Annotated in this window: 11 protein-coding genes; 6 read left to right on the forward strand and 5 right to left on the reverse strand. The window is 73.8% G+C overall.

All coding sequences use genetic code 11. From position 1 onward, the window contains the following. Positions 1 to 56 precede the first annotated feature (56 nt). The 3 genes from C8046_RS03340 to C8046_RS03350 are packed head-to-tail and all read right to left on the reverse strand — an operon-like array spanning position 57 to position 1,974. Positions 57 to 1,118 carry a quinone-dependent dihydroorotate dehydrogenase gene (locus tag C8046_RS03340; protein ID WP_235866069.1) on the reverse strand — a complete coding sequence of 354 codons (1,062 nt, stop codon included), beginning with the start codon at positions 1,116 to 1,118 and terminating at the stop codon, positions 57 to 59. 9 nt (positions 1,119 to 1,127) lie between these two features. Then, on the reverse strand, positions 1,128 to 1,613 hold the full coding sequence (locus C8046_RS03345) for a hypothetical protein (protein ID WP_199224378.1): 486 nt from the start codon (positions 1,611 to 1,613) through the stop codon (positions 1,128 to 1,130). Positions 1,614 to 1,623: 10 nt separating this feature from the next. Next, positions 1,624 to 1,974, reverse strand: coding sequence for a hypothetical protein (locus C8046_RS03350; protein ID WP_109228245.1), 351 nt, complete (start codon positions 1,972 to 1,974; stop codon positions 1,624 to 1,626). A 60-nt stretch (positions 1,975 to 2,034) separates the two neighbouring features. Here C8046_RS03350 and C8046_RS03355 point away from each other — a divergent pair, with 60 nt between their 5' ends. The 4 genes from C8046_RS03355 to C8046_RS03370 all read left to right on the forward strand — a co-directional run bounded on the left by C8046_RS03355 (position 2,035) and on the right by C8046_RS03370 (position 7,768). Further along, positions 2,035 to 3,525, forward strand: a complete 1,491-nt coding sequence (locus C8046_RS03355) for a leucyl aminopeptidase (protein WP_109228246.1) — start codon at positions 2,035 to 2,037, stop codon at positions 3,523 to 3,525. Positions 3,526 to 3,645: 120 nt separating this feature from the next. Continuing rightward, complete coding sequence (lpdA, locus tag C8046_RS03360) at positions 3,646 to 5,037, forward strand: dihydrolipoyl dehydrogenase (RefSeq protein ID WP_109228247.1); 1,392 nt, start codon at positions 3,646 to 3,648, stop codon at positions 5,035 to 5,037. Positions 5,038 to 5,058: 21 nt separating this feature from the next. Then, complete coding sequence (gene sucB / locus C8046_RS03365; protein WP_109228248.1) at positions 5,059 to 6,840, forward strand: 2-oxoglutarate dehydrogenase, E2 component, dihydrolipoamide succinyltransferase; 1,782 nt, start codon at positions 5,059 to 5,061, stop codon at positions 6,838 to 6,840. 22 nt (positions 6,841 to 6,862) lie between these two features. Next, the gene (locus C8046_RS03370; protein ID WP_109228249.1) at positions 6,863 to 7,768 is read left to right on the forward strand and encodes a TIGR01777 family oxidoreductase; all 906 of its coding nucleotides are present in this window, start codon (positions 6,863 to 6,865) and stop codon (positions 7,766 to 7,768) included. 4 nt (positions 7,769 to 7,772) lie between these two features. On the opposite strand, the gene C8046_RS03375 is transcribed toward C8046_RS03370, so the two are convergent. Beyond that, the gene (locus C8046_RS03375) at positions 7,773 to 9,143 is read right to left on the reverse strand and encodes a hypothetical protein (protein WP_109228250.1); all 1,371 of its coding nucleotides are present in this window, start codon (positions 9,141 to 9,143) and stop codon (positions 7,773 to 7,775) included. An 88-nt stretch (positions 9,144 to 9,231) separates the two neighbouring features. On the opposite strand from C8046_RS03375, the gene C8046_RS03380 reads away from it, so the two are divergent. Both C8046_RS03380 and C8046_RS03385 read left to right on the forward strand, forming a co-directional pair. Beyond that, positions 9,232 to 9,954: a DUF4191 domain-containing protein gene (locus C8046_RS03380; RefSeq protein WP_109228251.1), complete on the forward strand. Its 723-nt coding sequence runs from the start codon at positions 9,232 to 9,234 to the stop codon at positions 9,952 to 9,954. A gap of 115 nt (positions 9,955 to 10,069) precedes the next feature. Continuing rightward, positions 10,070 to 10,645 (forward strand): SRPBCC domain-containing protein, encoded by a 576-nt coding sequence (locus C8046_RS03385; protein WP_109228252.1) that lies wholly within the window; start codon positions 10,070 to 10,072, stop codon positions 10,643 to 10,645. Between the two features lie 76 nt (positions 10,646 to 10,721). On the opposite strand, the gene adhE is transcribed toward C8046_RS03385, so the two are convergent. After that, positions 10,722 to 13,442, reverse strand: a complete 2,721-nt coding sequence (gene adhE, locus C8046_RS03390) for a bifunctional acetaldehyde-CoA/alcohol dehydrogenase (RefSeq protein WP_419183573.1) — start codon at positions 13,440 to 13,442, stop codon at positions 10,722 to 10,724. Positions 13,443 to 13,512 lie beyond the last annotated feature (70 nt).

Raw genomic sequence — 13,512 nt, forward strand, 5'->3', positions numbered from 1 at the left:
GACGCCGAGGCGTCCGGCCCTGTCGCGTCCCGTCGGCCGCGTCGGGTGCTCCGGTCTCAGCGACGCCGCGCGAGCGCGCGGTTGACCTTGCCCGGCCAGGCCGGCCCGCTGTAGACGAAGGCGCTGTAGGCCTGGACGAGATCGGCGCCGGCCGCGAGCATCGCCTCGGCGCTGCCGGCGTCGGAGATCCCGCCGACGCCGATGAGCACGCGGTCGGGACCGAGCTCGGTGCGCACCAGCGCGACCACCTCGAGCGCCCTGGCGTGCAGCGGCTCCCCCGACAGCCCTCCGGCCCCGTGGTCGTGGTCGATGGTCGTGTTGGTCGCGACGACCCCGGCGAGGTCGAGCTCGCGCACGAGCGCGACGACGTCGCGCACGTCGTCGTCGGACAGGTCCGGCGCGATCTTCACGAGCACGGGGACGCGGCGCCGTGCGGCGCCGTCGGCGGCCCGCTGCACCTCGGACAGGATCGGCCGGAGCGTGGCGACGGCCTGCAGGTCCCGCAGTCCCGGGGTGTTCGGGCTCGAGACGTTGACGACGAGGTAGTCCGCCGACGGCGCCAGGGCACGCGCGCTCAGCGCGTAGTCCTGCGCGGCGTGCTCGGGCGGCGTCACCTTCGTCTTGCCGATGTTGACGCCGATGACGGCGGCCGCCCCGGCCCGGGTGCGACGCAGCCGGGCGAGGCGTGCGGCGACGGCGGCACTGCCGCCGTTGTTGAACCCCATGCGGTTGACGAGCGCGCGCCTGTCCACCTCGCGGAAGAGCCGGGGCCGGTCGTTGCCGGGCTGCGGGTGCGCGGTGACCGTGCCGATCTCGACGTGGGAGAACCCGAGCGCGAGCAGGCCGAGCACCATGCGCGCGTCCTTGTCGAAGCCCGCGGCGGCGCCGAGCGGACCGGTGAGGTGGCGGCCGAACATCACGAGCTCGCCGGCGCTGCCGGACCCACGCACGCCCGCGCGGGGCAGCCGGCCGAAGGTGGCGGCGACGGCCGACCGCAGCACCGGCACCCGGCCGACCAGCGCGATCGCCGACGCGGCGGTGTGGTGGGCGTCCTCGGGGTCCAGCCGGGTGAACGCGGTGCGGAAGATCAGGTCGTACAGGGGGTGGGCTGAGGGCACCCGACCAACCTAGCCTCTCGGCAGACCCTCGGCCCGGACGAGGCGGGCCGGGTCGGAGCGCCACAGCCACCACAGGCCGAGCACCGGCAGCACGGCGGGCACGTAGCCGTAGCCCTGACCCAGGTGCGACCACACGGTCGCCTCGGGGAAGCTCTCGGGCGAGGCGAACGACCAGATGCCGACGGCCACGACGCCGACGAGCTCGATGATCACGGCGGCCCACGCGACGCGGCGCATCCGCGTGCCGTTGTGCGCCAGGGCGACGGTCGCGACGACGTAGATCAGCGCGGCGACGGCGGAGAGCGCGAACGCCAGCGGCGCCTCGGACGCCTTCGTCGTGAGCTGGTAGAGCGAGCGGGCGGTCGCGGCGAGCGCGAGGATGCCGTAGACGGCGACGAGCGCGCGACCGGCCCCGTAGGCGCGCGGACGCGGGTCGCCCGCCTCCTCGCCGGACGGGGCGGGTGACTCCGGCGCTGCTGATCTGACTCTTCTCACTGCCCCATCCTCACTGCCACAGCTGCCAGATCCTCACCTGCAGCACGACCACGACGGCGGCGGCGATCGCCAGCACCACCGAGCTCCACCGCGTCCGCTCCACGAACGCCCAGCCGAAGGCCACGGGCAGGAGGACCAGCGAGGTGACGAGGTAGCCCCACAGGAGGACCCCGTCGGGGACGTCGTGCCCGCCGGCCTGCAGGACCCCGACCACCACGGCCTGGACGACGAGCGCCACCTCGACGGTGATGATCGCCGGGAGCTGGTCGCCCCGGACGGCCTCGTCCCTGACCGCCCGGACGGTCGCCCAGACGGCGAGCGTCGCGGCGAGCGCGCCGACGAGGACCAGGACCACGAGCACCGGCCCACACTATCCCCGCCGCCCGGCTGCGGACCCTCCGGCGCGACTACCATCGAGATCATGCCGTCCTCACCCATGCTCACCACCCGCACCCTCGAGTCCATCGACGCCAGCGCCCTCGTCATCTTCCTCGGCGGCGGTGGCGGCGAACCCGGGACGGCCCGCGTCCTCGCCGACGCCTCGGAGTCCCTCGCCGACGAGCTGCTCGACGCGGTCGCCGCGCTCCGCCTGACCGGCAAGGCCGAGGAGATCACCGTCATCCCGGCCTCGCCGCTGCTGCGCGCGTCCGTCGTCGTCCTCGCCGGTGTCGGGGGCGACGAGGCCCACGAGCCGACCGCCGAGGCCGTCCGCCGCGCCGCCGGCGCCGCCGCGCGCGCCGCGACCGGCCACCGGACCCTCGCCGTCGTGCCGCCGGCCGACACCGCCACGATGGTGTCGGCCTCCTACGAGGGCGCGCTGCTCGGCAGCTACGGGTTCACGCGCTACCGAGGCACGCCCGCGGACATCGAGATCCGCGTCGTCACCGCCAAGGCCCGCAGCAAGGACGTCCGCATCGGGGTGGAGCGCGCCCAGGTCGTCGCCCGCGCCGTCAGCGCGACGCGCGACCTCGTCAACACCGCGCCCGCCGACCTGACGCCGGCCGTCTTCGCGGACACCGCCAGGACCGCGGCGTCCGCCGCCAAGGTCAAGGTCGCCGTCCTCGACCTCAAGGCGCTGCGCGCCGGGGGCTACGGCGGCCTCGTCGGCGTCGGACAGGGGTCGGTCAACGAGCCCCGCCTCGTCACGCTCACCTACTCCCCCGCCCGCGCCAAGGCGCACGTCGCGCTCGTCGGCAAGGGCATCACGTTCGACTCGGGCGGCCTCTCGCTCAAGCCGCCGGCCGGCATGGCAGCGATGAAGAGCGACATGGCCGGCGCCGCGGCCGTGCTCCACACCGTGCTCGCCGCGGCCGAGCTCGGCCTGCCGGTCAAGGTCACCGGCTTCCTCGCCCTGGCCGAGAACATGCCGTCGGGCGCCGCCCAGCGCCCCAGCGACGTCCTGACCATGCGCGGCGGCACGACCGTCGAGGTGCTCAACACCGACGCCGAGGGTCGACTCGTGATGGCGGACGCGCTGGTGGACGCCGTCGCGCTCGAGCCCGACGCCGTCATCGACATCGCCACCCTCACCGGCGCCCAGCTCGTCGCGCTGGGCACCAGGGTCGCGGGCGTCATGGGCGACGACGGGGTGCGCGACGCCGTCGTGGCCGCCGCCGGCGAGGCGGGCGAGGGCGCGTGGCCGATGCCGCTGCCCGAGGAGCTGCGGGCCGGGCTCGACTCCCCCGTCGCGGACATCGCCAACATCGGCGACAAGTTCGGCGGCATGCTCTCGGCCGGTGTCTTCCTCAAGGAGTTCGTCGGCTCGACCCCCTGGGCCCACGTCGACATCGCCGGCCCCTCGTTCAACGAGAGCAAGCCGTGGGGCTACACGCCCAAGGGCGGTACGGGCGCTGGTGTGCGCACGCTCCTGGCCTACCTGGAGAACGTCTCCGCGACGGGCGCGACCCGCTAGAGCGCCCCGGCTCACGCCCCGAGCGCCGCCGGTGAACCCCGGCGGCGCTCGGCGGTGCCAAGATAGAACCACTCAGGTGCTCGATCCCGAGCGCTCGAACCCCAGACCCCAGGGAGCGACGTGCCAGAGGTGGACCTCGTCCGCGACGTCGTCGTGCTCGGCGGCGGCAGCGGCGGGTACGCGACCGCCCTGCGCGCCTCCCAGCTCGGTCTGACGGTCGCGCTCGTCGAGGCCGACCGGGTCGGCGGCACGTGCCTGCACCGCGGCTGCGTCCCCACCAAGGCGATGCTGCACTCCGGCGAGGTCGCCGACGCCGTCAGGCACGCGGCCTCCGTCGGGGTGCTGGCGCAGCTCGACGGCGTCGACCTCCCCGCCGTCACCGCCTACCGCGACGGCGTGGTCGGCCGCCTGCACCGCGGGCTGACCGGCCTCCTGCGCTCGCGCGCCGTCGACGTCGTGGCCGGCCACGGCCGCGTCGCGGAGGTGACCTCCTCCGCCGTCGTGGTCGAGGTGGACGGCCGTCGCATCACCGGCCGCCACCTCGTGCTCGCCACCGGCTCCCGGCCGCGCTGGCCCTCCTGGGTCCGGCCCGGACCGCGCGTCATCGACAGCGACGGCGCCCTGGCCCTCACCGCCGTCCCGGCCCGCCTCGCCGTGATCGGCGGCGGCGTGATCGGCGTCGAGATGGCCAGCCTGTGGCGCTCGCTGGGCGCCGAGGTGCTGCTCGTGGAGGCGGCCGACCGGCTCGTCCCCGCCGAGGAGCCGACGGTCTCGGCCGCGCTGGCCAAGGCGCTGCGGGTCCGCGGCATCACCGTCGTCACCGGCGGCGTCGTCGGCGGGGTGACGGAGTCGGCCGACGACGTCGTGGTGGAGGTCGGCGGCGAGGCGCACACGGTCGACGTCGTGATCGTCGCCGTCGGACGCGAGCCCGTCTCGGACGGCCTCGGCCTCGAGGACGCCGGTGTGCGCACCGAACGCGGGTACGTCGAGGTCGACGAGCGCCTCCTCACCAGCGTGCCCCGGGTCTGGGCGGTCGGCGACCTCGTCGCCGGGTACGCCCTCGCCCACCGGGCGTTCGGCCACGGCATCGCCGTCGCCGAGCGGATCGCGGGGACCGATCCCGTCGCCGTGCCGGAGCACCACCTGCCGCGCGTCACCTACAGCGATCCCGAGATCGCGTCCGTGGGACTGACGACGGCGGCCGCGCAGGAGCTCCACGGCGCGGAGAACGTCACCACCGCCACCTACCCGCTCGGCGGCAACGCCCGCAGCCAGATCCTCGGGACGACCGGCTTCGTGCACCTCGTGCGCCTGGTCGACGGCCCCGTGCTCGGCGTCCACGCGATCGGCTCCCGCATGGGTGAGCAGATCGGCGAGGCGCAGCTGCTCGTGGGCTGGGAGGCCCACCCCGAGGACGTCGTCGGCCTGATCCACGCCCACCCCACCCAGAACGAGGCACTCGGAGAGGCCGCCCTGGCGCTCGCCGGGAAGCCGCTGCATGCTCACAGCTGAGAACCAACCGAAGGAGACACCATGTCCGAGTCCGTGAAGATGCCCGCGCTTGGCGAGAGCGTGACCGAGGGCACCGTGACGCGGTGGCTCAAGGCTGTCGGCGAGAGCGTCGAGGTCGACGAGCCCTTGCTCGAGGTCTCGACCGACAAGGTCGACACCGAGGTCCCCTCCCCCGTCGCCGGCGTGGTCGAGAAGATCCTGGTCGAGGAGGACGAGACCGTGGAGGTCGGCACCGAGCTCGCCGTGATCGGTGACGGGTCCGGCTCCGCCGGGTCCGACAGCTCCGACGACGAGGCCCCGGCCGCGCAGGAGGAGTCGATCCAGGCCGACGAGCCCCAGCCGGCCACGTCCGGTGCCTCGTCCGACCCCGAGCAGGCCGAGCCCGCCACCTCCGACGAGGCCGAGGAGTCCGCACCGGCCGAGAAGCCCGCCGCCGGGACCCAGTCCTCCGGCGAGGCGTCCGGCACCGAGATCACACTCCCCGCCCTGGGCGAGAGCGTCACCGAGGGCACGGTCACGCGCTGGCTCAAGGAGGTCGGTGACAGCGTCGAGGTCGACGAGCCGCTGCTCGAGGTCTCCACCGACAAGGTCGACACCGAGGTCCCCTCGCCCGTCGCCGGCACGCTGCTGGCGATCAAGGTCGCCGAGGACGAGACGGTCGACGTCGGCACGGTCGTCGCGATCGTCGGCGACGCCTCCGCGCAGAGCGCACCCGAGCCGGAGTCCGCTCCGGAGGAGCCTGCCGAGGAGGAGCCGAAGGCCGAGGAGCCCAAGGTTGAGGAGCCCAAGGCTGAGGAGCCCAAGAAGGAGGAGCCGAAGGCTGAGCCCAAGAAGGAGGAGCCCAAGCAGGAGTCCGCTCCCGCCGAGGCCGCTCCGGCCCCGCTCCCCGACACGGCCGGGGTCTACGTGACCCCGCTCGTGCGCAAGCTCGCCTCGCAGCACGGCGTCGACCTGTCCTCGGTCACGGGCACCGGTGTCGGCGGCCGCATCCGCAAGCAGGACGTCCTCGAGGCCGCCGCGCCCAAGGCCGCTCCCGCCGCCGCGTCCGCCCCCGCCGCTCCGGCCCCCACCACGCTCGAGGTCTCCGAGCTCCGCGGCACCACCGAGAAGATGTCGCGCCTGCGCAAGGTCATCTCGGTCCGCATGGTCGAGGCCCTGCAGACGATGGCCCAGCTCACCACGGTGGTCGAGGTCGACGTCACGAAGGTCGCCGCCCTGCGCGCCGCCAAGAAGGACGCCTTCCAGGCCGCGACCGGCCAGAAGCTGACCTACCTGCCGTTCTTCGCGAAGGCCGCGGTCGAAGCGCTCCAGGCGTTCCCGAAGCTCAACGCCCGCATCGACGGCGACCAGGTCGTCTACCCGGACACGGAGAACCTCTCCATCGCCGTCGACACCCCGCGCGGCCTGCTCACGCCGGTCCTCAAGGGTGCGGGCGACCTCGACATCGCCGGCTTCGCCGCGGGCATCAACGACCTCGCGGCGCGCACGCGCGACAACAAGGTCGGCCCGGACGAGCTGTCGGGCGGGACGTTCACGCTGACCAACACCGGCAGCGCCGGCGCCCTGTTCGACACCCCGATCGTCCCGACCCCCACGGTCGGCATCCTCGGCGTCGGCACGATCGTCAAGCGTCCCGTGGTCGTCTCGGGCCCGGACGGCGACTCCATCGCCATCCGCTCGATGGTCTACCTGGCGATCTCCTACGACCACCGTCTCGTCGACGGCGCGGACGCCGGCCGCTACCTCAGCGCCGTCAAGCGTCGGCTCGAGGAGGGCGCCTTCGAAGGCGACCTCGGTCTCTGATCGAGACGAAGGCGATCCAGCGATGAGCACTGATCAGCCCGGAGCCACCGTCCTCGTGGGCGGTGCCTCCGGGCTGATCGGTTCCCCCCTCGTGGCGCACCTCGAGGCGACCGGAACTCGTGTCCGCCGCCTCGTGCGGCGCCCGGCGTCGGGACCCGACGAGGTCACGTGGGCGCCCGAGGACGGCGTCCTTCCCGACTCCGCGTTCGACGGCGTCTCCGCCGTCGTCGTGCTGTCCGGTGCGGGTGTCGCCGACAAGCGGTGGACCTCGTCGCGGCGGCGCGAGCTGCTCCGTTCGCGCACCTCCACCACCTCGCTGATCGCCCGCCGGATGGCCGAGGTCGGCGGACCCCGCCGCCTGGTCGCCGGCTCGGCGGTCGGCTTCTACGCCGACCGCGACGAGGAGGAGCTGACGGAGACCTCCGGACCCGGTGAGGGGTTCCTCGCCGAGCTGACCCAGGCGTGGGAGGCCGCGGCGCAGCCCGCGCGCGACGCCGGGCTGTCGGTCGCGCACGCGCGCACCGGGCTGGTGCTCACGCCCGACGGCGGCGCGCTCGGCAGGCTGCTCCCCCTGCTGCGCCTCGGCGTCGCCGGTCCGATGGGGCACGGCCGCCAGTGGTGGCCCTGGATCACCCTGACCGACGAGGTCCGCGCGCTCGCGCACCTGGTGACCTCCGACGTCACCGGTCCCGTCAACCTCACGGCCCCCGAACCGCTGCGGAACGCCGAGCTCACGCGGGTGCTGGCCCGCGCCCTGAACCGCCCCGCGACGGTGCCCGTCCCCGGGATCGCCCTCAGGATCGGTCTCGGTGGCTTCGCCGCAGAGCTCCTGAACTCCCAGCGCGTGCTGCCGACTGTCCTCGAGGCCGACGGCTTCGTCTTCACCCACCCGCGCCTGGAGGCGGCGGCCGCCGAGCTCGTCGGCTGACACGTCAGCCGCACGGGCCCCACTCCGTCAGGCGGAGCCCGACGGCGCCCGGTCGGACCTCCGCGACGCTCATCTCCGCGACGACGCACGTCGCCGGCTGCGGGCCGACGACCACGCGGCCGACGCCGTCGTCCCGGACGTGCGCGGCCTGACCGAGGGCCAGCCCCCCGCGCCCGAGCCCCGGTCCCACGACCGTGCGGACGCCGCCGAGGCGGATCCCCTCGCGCTGCAGCGCCAGCACGAGCCGGGTGTCCCGGTGCCACGCCCGCGTCCCCGGAGCGACGGCGGTGGCCAGCAGCGGAAGGCTGCGCTGCTCCAGCGCGGCGTCGCGGCGGGCGAACGCCTGCGCGATCGACGACGGCGCGATCGCGGCCTCGCCGACGTCGCCGCTCCCCAGCTGAGGCGGGCCGGCGACGACGATCGCGGCCGCCGCCGCGCCGAGCGCGGCCGCGCCGACGGCGGCGAACCTGCGGCGGGGCGGACGCCCCGCCGTCGTGCGCCCCCGCCGGCCCGCCCGACGGGTTGGTGCCAGCAGGACGACCTCGCGCGCGGCCTCCCGTGCGAGCGCGTCCAGCACCTCACGATCCGGCGCCAGCGCGCCCCAGATCGGACCCGCCCCGTCCCGTCGGGCGACGGCCCGTCCGGCGACGTCGGCCACCTCGGCCGCCGTGGGCCGCGCTCTCGCGTCGAGGACGGACGCGTCGTCGAGCACCCCGGCGACGGCCGGGTCGAGCGTGGGCGCGCCGACGCGCCGCGTCTCCCCCAGCGCGGCGGCCACGAGGGCCGCGAGCTCCCAGACGTCGCTCGCGGGCGTCGCCGCAGCTGCGGCAGCACCGCCGACCGGCCGCCGTTCGGGCGCGACCTGGCTCGGCGCGCGCGCCCCTTGTTCCCGTGGCACGAGCCCGCCGAGCCGCGCGCCACCGTGGGCCAGCACGACGTCGTCGGCCGCGAGCCGGCCGTGGACGAGGCCGCGGCCGTGCAGGGCGTCCAGGCCGAGGGCGAGGTCGCGCAGGAGGCGCTCGACGGCGTCCGGCCGCAGCGCGCCGACGCCCACCGCCGTGGTGAGCGAGGGCCCGACGGGCAGGTCGCTGACCACCGCGAGTCCGCCGTCGAGCGTCGGGACGACGCGCCGCACGTGCACCAGGTGCGGGTCGTCGACCTCCAGCAGCGCGTCGAGCCGCCGCCGCACGCCGTCACCCTCCGCGTCGTCGGGCGGGACGAGGACCACGGCGACGAGGGCGCCGTCGTACTCCCTGGCGGTGATCGCCCCGTGCCGGGTCAGGCCGAGCTCGAGTCCCGGCACCCCGATGAGCGGTGGCGGTTCGCGGTCCTGCCCGAGGGCGGGCCGGCGGCCTGACGGACGGCGGGAGGTCATCCCCCGATCTCACCCTGTCGGGCACCGCTTCCGCTCGTCGTCCACAGGGCCGCCGGACGCCCCGGTCACCGGTAGGCTGTGCGTCATCATGGCCCGTTCATCATCTGGCTCGTCCGAGCCCACGAAGCCCAAGGTCAAGAAGCGCCGCTGGTATCACCAGGTCTGGGACGTCTTCCAGATGACGCGGAAGGCCGACCCCAGCGTCCCCTGGATCATGCTGGGCATCCTCGTGGCGTCCGCCGGTGTCGGCTTCGGCGTCGGAGCCCTGTTCAACCAGGGACCGTACGGCCTCTTCCTCGGCATCCCGCTCGGCATCCTGATCGCGACGATCTTCCTGTCGCGACGGGCCGAGCGCGCCGCGTACTCGAGCCTCGAGGGTCAGCCCGGTGCCGTCTCCGCCGCACTCGGCACGATCCGTCGCGGCTGGAACATCGAGGAGCAGCCCGTCGCCGTCGACGCCCGCTCGCAGGCCATGGTCTTCCGCGCGATCGGACGCCCCGGCGTCGTGTTCATCGCCGACGGCGGCTCGCGCGGCGTGCAGCAGCGCCTCCTCGAGGGCGAGCGCAAGCGCGCGACGCGCCTCGTGCCCGACGTCCCGGTCCACCTGATCCAGACGGGTCGCGAGGAGGGGCAGGTCCCCCTGCCCAAGGTCGCCGCCGCCGTCCGCAAGCAGAAGGGCAAGCTGACGCCCGCCGAGGTCGCCGAGATCACCAAGCGCCTCAAGGCGCTCGGCGCCGCGCGGATCCCGGTGCCCAAGGGCGTCGACCCCACGCGCATGCGCCCCGACCGCAAGGGCATGCGCGGCCGCTGAACCACCGCGCCCGTGCGCGACGCCCCCGGACCGGAAGGTCCGGGGGCGTCGTGCGTTCACCCGCGGGACTCCCCCGGCGCCGGTCGGGTTCACCCGGCCGACCTAGCGTGGCGGGATGACGACGACGGAACGCCCCCGCCCGGCGCTCGACCGACGACGCCGGCGCCGCCGTCGCGCGCTGGTGGCGCTCGGGATCGTCGTCGTCCTCGTCGGCGCCGCCCTCGGGCAGCGCGCCCACCCCTACCGGCTCGAGTCGACGGTGGAGATCGACGCCCCGCGCGAGGTGGTGTGGGACGTGCTCACGGACTTCGGTGCCTACCCCGAGTGGAACCCGGCGCTCGTCGGCATGGCCGGGGAGCTCGCCGTCGGGGAGACGCTGCGGTTCGCGACGGACGCCTCCGACGACGCCCTGGTGTTCGAGCCCGTGGTGCGCGAGGTGAGACCGGAGGAGGAGCTGCGCTGGGAGGGGCGGCTCCTGCTCGGCGGTCTCTTCGACGGCGAGCACTCCTTCGAGCTGCGGGAGACCGACACGGGCGGGACCGTTCTCGTGCAGGTCGAGGACTTCCGCGGAATCGCCGTGCCGTTCCTCACGGGGTGGCTGAGGGAGAACACGCTCCCCGACTTCGTCGCGATGAACGACGCGCTGCGCGAGCGCGCCGAGGCCGGCGCCGTCGCCATCGACGACGCGTGACGACGGACGACGGCCCCGCAGCCGACGGCTGCGGGGCCCCGCACCGGTGTGAGGGCACCGGTGTCCTGGCTGGCGATCAGCTCGCCACGACCTCCTCGCGGCGCGCGCGGACCTCCTCGACGGACGTGCCGTAGTAGGCGGCGAGCATGATCTCCTTCATGTCCTCCCGCATCGGCATGCGGGGGTTGGCGGGAGCGCACTGGTCCTCGTACGCGCCCGTGGCGACCTCGTCGAGGCGGGAGACGAACTCGGTCTCGTCGACGTCCTGCGCCTGGAAGGACTGCGGGATGCCGACCCGGGCGCGGAGCGCCTCGACGGCCCGAGCATAGGACTCGACGCCCTCCTCCGGGGAGCCCGCCGGCAGCCCCAGGTGCTGGGCGATCTGCTGGAAGCGCTCGGGCGCGACGTAGTGCTCGTACTTCGGCCAGCTCGTGAGCTTGGTCGGGACCGTGCCGTTGTAGCGGATCACGTGCGGGAGCAGCGTGGCGTTGGTCCGTCCGTGGACCAGGTGGAAGGTCGACCCGAGGACGTGGGCCATCGCGTGCACGATCCCGAGGAACGCGTTCCCGAAGCTCATGCCGGCGATGGTGCCGGCGTTGTGCATCTTCTCGCGCGCCGTGGCGGTCAGGGGGTCGTTGCGGTCGCCGTTCACGGACTGGGCCAGGTTGTCGAAGATCAGCTTGATGGCGTGCAGCGCCAGGCCGTCGGTGAAGTCGTTGGCGTAGACGCTGACGTAGGCCTCGGTGGCGTGGGTCAGGGCGTCGAAACCGGAGTCGGCGGCGAGCGAGGCGGGCATCATCGCCGTCAGGACCGGGTCGATGATCGCGACCGACGGCGTGAGCGCGTAGTCGGCCAGCGGGTACTTCTTGCCGGCCTCCGGGTCGGAGATGACGGCGAACGGGGTCACCTCGGCGCCGGTTCCCGACGTCGTCGGGATGCAGACCAGCTGCGCGAGCGCGCCGAGCGTCGGGAACTTGAACGCGCGCTTGCGGACGTCGAAGAACTTCTGCTTGAGGTCGGAGAAGTCGATCTCCGGGTGCTCGTACAGCAGCCACATGACCTTGGCGGCATCCATCGGTGAGCCGCCACCGAGGGCGATGATCGTGTCGGGCTCGAAGTGGCGCATCTGCTCGGCCCCCTTCTGCACGGTCTGGACGCTCGGCTCTGGCTCGACCTGGTCGATGATCTGGAGCGCGACCTTGGTGCCGCGGCGGTTCAGGACGTCGATGACGCGGTCGACGAATCCGAGCGTCGTCATCGTTGCGTCCGTCACGATGGTGACGCGCGCGACGTCGGGCATGTCGGCCAGGTAGCGGATGGCTCCTCGCTCGAAGTAGGTCTTCGCGGGCACCTTGAACCACTGCAAGTTGTTGTTCCTCCGACCGATCCGCTTGATGTTGACGAGGTTGATCGCCGAGACGTTGTTCGAGACCGAGTTGTGGCCGTACGAGCCGCAGCCCAGCGTGAGCGAGGGGACGAAGGCGTTGTAGATGTCGCCGATGCCGCCGAGCGAGCTGGGGGCGTTCGTGATGATCCGGACCGCCTTCACCCGGGAGCCGAACTCCTCCGCCAGCGCCGCGTCCTCGGTGTGGATCGCTGCCGAGTGACCGAGGCCGTCGAACTCGACCATCTCCTCCGCCAGCCGGATGCCCTCCTCCGCCGAGGAGGCGCGCAGGACGGCGAGCACCGGGGCGAGCTTCTCGCGCGTCAGCGGCTCGGCCGGTCCGACCTCGTCCACCTCCACGAGGATGACCGAGGTGTCCCTGGGCACCTCGAAGCCGGCCTGGGCGGCGATCCAGGCGGGGAGCTGGCCGACGACGGCGGCGTTGAGCTTCGCTCCCCCGCAGGTCTCGCCGTACGCCTCGACCCCGAAGATGTAGCGCTCCAGGAGCGCCTTCTCGCGGGCGTCGGCGACGTAGGCGTGCAGGTGACGGAACTCGGCGATCGCCTCGTCGTAGATCTCGGTGTCGAGGACGACCGCCTGCTCGGAGGCGCAGATCATGCCGTTGTCGAACGCCTTCGACAGGACGACGTCGTTGACCGCGCGCTTGAGCTTGGCCGAACGCGTGATGTATGCGGGCACGTTGCCTGCGCCGACGCCGAGCGCGGGCTTGCCGCACGAGTAGGCGGCCCTGACCATCGCGTTGCCGCCGGTCGCGAGGATCAGCGCGACGCCGTCGTGGTTCATGAGTGAGCTCGTCGCCTGCAGCGACGGCATCGTGACCCACTGGATGCAGTCGGCGGGAGCGCCGGCGGCGACCGCGGCGTCGCGCACGACCGTCGCCGCGGCGACCGAGCACTCCTGGGCGCCCGGGTGGAACGCGAAGACGATCGGGTTGCGGGTCTTGAGCGCGATGAGCGACTTGAAGATCGCCGTCGACGTCGGGTTGGTCACCGGTGTGACGCCGCAGACGACGCCGACGGGCTCGGCGATCTCGGTGATCCCGGTGAGCTCGTCCCGCGAGATGACGCCGACGGTGCGCAGCTCCGCCATCGAGTTGGTCACGTGCTCGCACGCGAAGATGTTCTTCACGGCCTTGTCCTCGAAGACGCCTCGGCCGGTCTCGGCGACGGCGAGCTCGGCGAGGTCGCCGTGCTTGTCGAGCGCGGCGACGGCGGCCTTCGCCACGATGTGGTCGATCGCCTTCTGGTCGAGGGCGGCGTACTCCGTCAGCGCGATCTGTCCTCGCGCCACCAGCGCGTCGATGTGCGCCCGGACCGGGTCGACGGCGGGGGCCCGGGCGTCCAGGGCCTCCTCGACGACGCCCTCGGCGTCGGCGGTGGTGGTGTCTGCGATCGTGGTCACGGTGGGCTCCTGACATCGGTGGACTGATGTCTTCCACGCTAGGAGCGCCGGTGCCCGCGTT

Source organism: Serinibacter arcticus (assembly GCF_003121705.1).
In the GTDB taxonomy this organism is placed as follows: domain Bacteria; phylum Actinomycetota; class Actinomycetes; order Actinomycetales; family Beutenbergiaceae; genus Litorihabitans.